The organism is Streptomyces capoamus, assembly GCF_014654935.1.
GTDB classification, from domain to species: domain Bacteria; phylum Actinomycetota; class Actinomycetes; order Streptomycetales; family Streptomycetaceae; genus Streptomyces; species Streptomyces capoamus.
Genome location: NZ_BNBF01000005.1, coordinates 161016 through 165110 on the forward strand (window position 1 = coordinate 161016; position 4095 = coordinate 165110).

General features: G+C 75.6%; 5 protein-coding genes. 2 read left to right on the plus strand and 3 right to left on the minus strand.

The genetic code is table 11. The annotated features are described in order from the left end of the window. Positions 1-66 precede the first annotated feature (66 nt). Positions 67-561 carry an NUDIX domain-containing protein gene (locus tag IE312_RS10480; RefSeq protein ID WP_189980555.1) on the plus strand — a complete coding sequence of 165 codons (495 nt, stop codon included), beginning with the start codon at positions 67-69 and terminating at the stop codon, positions 559-561. An 89-nt stretch (positions 562-650) separates the two neighbouring features. After that, positions 651-1388, plus strand: coding sequence for an SIR2 family NAD-dependent protein deacylase (locus IE312_RS10485; RefSeq protein ID WP_189980557.1), 738 nt, complete (start codon positions 651-653; stop codon positions 1386-1388). A 17-nt stretch (positions 1389-1405) separates the two neighbouring features. Here IE312_RS10485 and IE312_RS10490 read toward each other — a convergent pair whose 3' ends face one another. The 3 genes from IE312_RS10490 to IE312_RS10500 all read right to left on the minus strand — a co-directional run. Beyond that, a complete protein-coding gene (locus tag IE312_RS10490; RefSeq protein ID WP_189980559.1) occupies positions 1406-1888 on the minus strand; it encodes a methylated-DNA--[protein]-cysteine S-methyltransferase in 483 nt (160 codons plus the stop codon). 10 nt (positions 1889-1898) lie between these two features. Next, on the minus strand, positions 1899-3365 hold the full coding sequence (locus tag IE312_RS10495) for a DNA-3-methyladenine glycosylase 2 family protein (protein ID WP_189980838.1): 1467 nt from the start codon (positions 3363-3365) through the stop codon (positions 1899-1901). An 83-nt stretch (positions 3366-3448) separates the two neighbouring features. Continuing rightward, positions 3449-4095, minus strand: a 647-nt coding sequence (locus tag IE312_RS10500) for a methylenetetrahydrofolate reductase (protein WP_229899481.1), incomplete at its 5' end; no start/stop codon positions are given.

Genomic DNA, 4095 nt, shown 5'->3' on the forward strand with positions numbered 1-4095 from the left:
CCGAACGCACCCTGCGTCTGGCGGCGGGCGGGCCGTAGGTGCCGGGCGGCTGGTTACCCTTCCCCCATGACCACGACGCCTGACTTCGCCGCGTACATCGCGAGCCTGCCCCGTGTCCTCGCCGGCGCCGCCGTGCTCTTCCGGGACGCCGAGGGGCGGGTGCTGCTCGTCGAGCCGAACTACCGGGAGGGATGGGCGCTCCCGGGCGGGACCGTCGAGTCCGACGACGGGGAGACACCGCGCCAGGGTGCCCGCCGCGAGACGCTGGAGGAGATCGGCCTCGACCGGGAACTCGGCCGGCTGCTGGCCGTGGACTGGGTGCACGGCGCGGGCCGGCCGCCGCTGGTCGCGTACCTGTACGACGGCGGGGTGCTCGCGGACGCCGACCTGAAGGCGATCCGGCTGCAGGAGGAGGAGCTGCTGTCCTGGCGGCTGGTCGGGCGCGAGGAGCTGACCGGGCACCTGCCCGGCGCGCTGGGCCGCAGGGTGCTGGCCGCCCTGGACGTCCTGGCGGCCGGCTCGGGGACGGCGGAACTGGAGAACGGCCACCGCGTGGCCTGACCGCCCGGCCCCGCGGGCCCCTGTCCGCTCGCGGCCCCGGGCTGTTGTCCGTTCGCGGCGGCCCCGCCGTCCGCCCTACCCTCGATGCCATGGCCAAGCCTCTCGTCGCCCTGCTGAGCGGGGCCGGTATCTCCACCGACTCCGGGATTCCGGACTACCGCGGTCCCCAAGGCCTGTGGCGGCGGGATCCGGAGGCCGAGAAGCTCGTGACGTACGCGTACTACATGGCGGACCCGGAGATCCGGCGGCGGTCCTGGCAGATGCGGCGCCGCAACCGCACGCTCGCGGCCGAGCCGAACGCGGCGCACCGGGCCGTCGCCGCGCTGGAGCGGTCCGGCGTGCCGGTCCGGGTCATCACCCAGAACGTGGACGGGCTGCACCAGCTCGCCGGGATGCCCGCCCGCAAGGTGCTGGAACTGCACGGCAGTGCCCGCAGTGTCGTCTGCACGCGGTGCCACGCGCGCGGCCCCATGGCGGACGCCCTGGCCCGGGTGGAGGCCGGCGAGGAGGACCCGCCGTGCCTGGAGTGCGGTGGCATCCTGAAGTCGGCCACGGTGATGTTCGGCGAGCGGCTCGATCCGGTGGTCCTGGGCGAGGCCGTGGCCATCGCCAAGGCCTGCCAAATGTTCCTCGCCGTCGGCAGCAGCCTCCAGGTGCAGCCGGCCGCCGGCCTCGTCGGTGTCGCCGCCGACCACGGCGCCCGTGTCGTCATCGTCAACGCCGACCCGACGCCGTACGACGAGATCGCCGACGAGGTCGTACGGGAGCCGATCGGCACCGCGCTGCCCGCGCTGCTGGAGCGGCTGGGCGCGCAGGACGCCGGGTAGCCGGGCGGGGGCGCCGGTCAGAAGAGGGCGGTGCCGCGTTCGAAGTCCAGCAGCCGGCGCTTGCGGTCGAGGCCGCCGCCGTAGCCGGTGAGTCCGCCGGCCGCGCCGACGACCCGGTGGCAGGGCACGATGATGCCGATGGGGTTCCTGCCGTTGGCGAGGCCGACCGCGCGGGACGCCCCGGGGTTGCCGAGGGCGTCGGCGAGCCGGCCGTAGGAGCGGGTCTCGCCGTAGGGGATGCGGGTCAGCTCGTCCCAGACGCGGCGCTGGAACGGGGTGCCGTGCAGGCGAAGGGCGACGGTGAACTCGGTCAACTCGCCCGCGAAGTAGGCGGCGAGCTGCTCGGCGGCCTCGGCGAACGGCGTGTCGTCGGGGGTGCCGAAGGTCTCCTCCGGCGGGCGGTGGCGCTGGTCGGTCATGTAGAGGCCGCACAGGACGCCGTCGTCCGCGACGAGCGTCAGGGGGCCGTAGGGGCTGTCGATGACGGTGTGCTGCTTCATGCGGAGGTCCTTACGCCGGCAGGAAGTTGATCGGGTGGTCGTCGGTCGCCCACAGGTACTGCACCGCGTACGCCCGCCAGGGCCGCCAGCCGGCCGCCCGGGCGGTCAGCGCGGCCGGGGTGGACGGCAGGCCGAGGTCCTTCGCGGCGCGCCGGACGCCGAGGTCCGTGGGGAGGAAGGCGTCGGGGTCGCCCAGGGCGCGCATGGCGATGACGTCCACCGTCCACGGCCCGAAACCGGGCAGCGCGAGCAGCCGGGCCCGCGCCTCGGCCCGGTCGGCCGCCACACCCAGGTGCAGGTCCCCGTCGGCGAGCTGCCGGACGAGGGTGGTGAGCGTGGTGCGCCGGGTGCGGGGCATCGCGAGGGTCTCGGGGTCGACGGCGGCCAGCGCCTGGGGGTCCGGGAAGAGGTGGGTGAGGCCGCCCTCGGGGTCGTCCAGGGGTTTGCCGTGCGCGGTGACCAGCCGGGCCGCGTGGGTGCGGGCGGCGGCCGTGGACACCTGCTGTCCGAGCACGGCGCGCACGGCGAACTCCGCCTCGTCCACCGTGCGCGGCACCCGGCGCCCGGGGGCCCGGTCGACCAGCGGGGCGAGCAGGGGATCGGCCCGCAGCCGCTCGTCGACGGCGACCGGGTCGGCGTCCAGGTCGAGCAGGCGGCGGCAGCGGCTGATGGCGACGGTCAGGTCGCGCAGGTCGCTGAGGGTGAGGCGGCAGGCGATGTGGTCGGGGCGGGGGGCGAGGGCGGCGATCCCGTGGCCGTACGGCAGGCGCAGCGTGCGGCGGTAGGCGCCGTCGCGCCACTCCTCGACGCCGGGTACGGCGGTGGCGGCGAGGTGTCCGAAGAGATTGGACGGGTGCAGCGGGGCACGGAACGGCAGCCGCAGGGTGAGCACGCCCGGGGTTCCCGGACCGCTCCGCGGTGCGCGGGCGCGCAGTTCGCTCGGGGAGAGGGCGAAGACCTCGCGGACGGTGTCGTTGAAGGCGCGGATGGAGGCGAAACCCGCGGCGAAGGCGATCTCCGCCATGGGCAGGGTGCTGGTCTCGACGAGCAGCCGCGCGGTCTGGGCGCGCTGGGCGCGGGCGAGCGCGAGGGGGCCCGCGCCCAGCTCGGCGAGCAGCTGCCGCTCGACCTGGCGGGTGCTGTAGCCGAGCCGGGCGGCGAGTCCGGGCACGCCCTCGCGGTCCACGACCCCGTCGGCGATCAGCCGCATCGCCCGGGCCACCAGGTCGGCGCGCCGGTTCCACTCCGGGGAGCCGGGGCTGGTGTCGGGCCGGCAGCGCTTGCAGGCCCGGAAGCCGGCCTGCTGGCAGGCGGCGGCGCTCGGGTAGAACGTCATGTTCTGTGCCTTCGGCGGCACCACCGGACAGCTCGGCCGGCAGTAGATCCGGGTGGTCAGGACGGCCGTGAAGAACCAGCCGTCGAACCGCGCGTCCTTGGACTGCACGGCGCGCACGCAGTGCTCCCGGTCGAGGTGCATCCCTGTCTGCATGCCTCCAGCATGGGCGACCGCGCGCCCCGGAGCTGGCGGAAATCCGACACGTACGTGGGCCTGGCCAGGTGTCAGCCGGTGTGCCGGCGGCGGAACCCGGTGATCCACTCGGCGGTGGCCCGCAGGCCGCCGAAGGTGTAGAAGTGCACCTTCACGGCGCCGTGCCGGGCGGGGTCGTAGCGGTCGGCCAGCGCGTGCAGGAAACGGTCGGGGCCGGCCGTGCCCACGAGGTTGGTCAGTGACAGGCCGTACTTGCGGGCGACGGAGGCGCTGGTGCCGACGCCGAACCGGGTGGCGTAGCCGAGCAGCCGGCGCACCCCCGCCGGCCCGGGGACGCCGATGCGGACGGGCAGGTGCACGCCCCGCGCGCGCAGGGCCTCCAGCCAGCCGAGGACCGGGTCGACGTCGAAGCCGAACTGGGTGATGACGTCCCCGGTGAACCGGTCGGCCCCGATGGCCGCCGCCTTCTCGGTGAGCGCCGACCACAGGGTCCGTTCGGCTATGCCGGGGTGGCCCTCGGGGTAGCCGGTGATGCCGACGTGCCGGACGCCGTGGCTGCGCAGCAGGCCGGTGCGCAGGACGGAGAGGGCGTCCGCGTAGGGGCCCTCGGGGCGGGCGGGGTCGCCGCCGACGACGAACACGTTCCCGGCGGTGCCGTCGGCCGCGAGCCCGGCGAGGAACTCCTCCAGGGCGGGCCGGGAGGGCAGGCGGCGCGCGG

Bases quoted from the DNA above. Each gene is read 5' to 3' on its own strand.
- IE312_RS10480 (WP_189980555.1), top strand. From the start codon at position 67: ATGACCACGACGCCTGACTTCGCCGCGTACATCGCGAGCCTGCCCCGT.
- IE312_RS10485 (WP_189980557.1), top strand. From the start codon at position 651: ATGGCCAAGCCTCTCGTCGCCCTGCTGAGCGGGGCCGGTATCTCCACC.
- IE312_RS10490 (WP_189980559.1), bottom strand. From the start codon at position 1,888: ATGAAGCAGCACACCGTCATCGACAGCCCCTACGGCCCCCTGACGCTC.
- IE312_RS10495 (WP_189980838.1), bottom strand. From the start codon at position 3,365: ATGCACCTCGACCGGGAGCACTGCGTGCGCGCCGTGCAGTCCAAGGAC.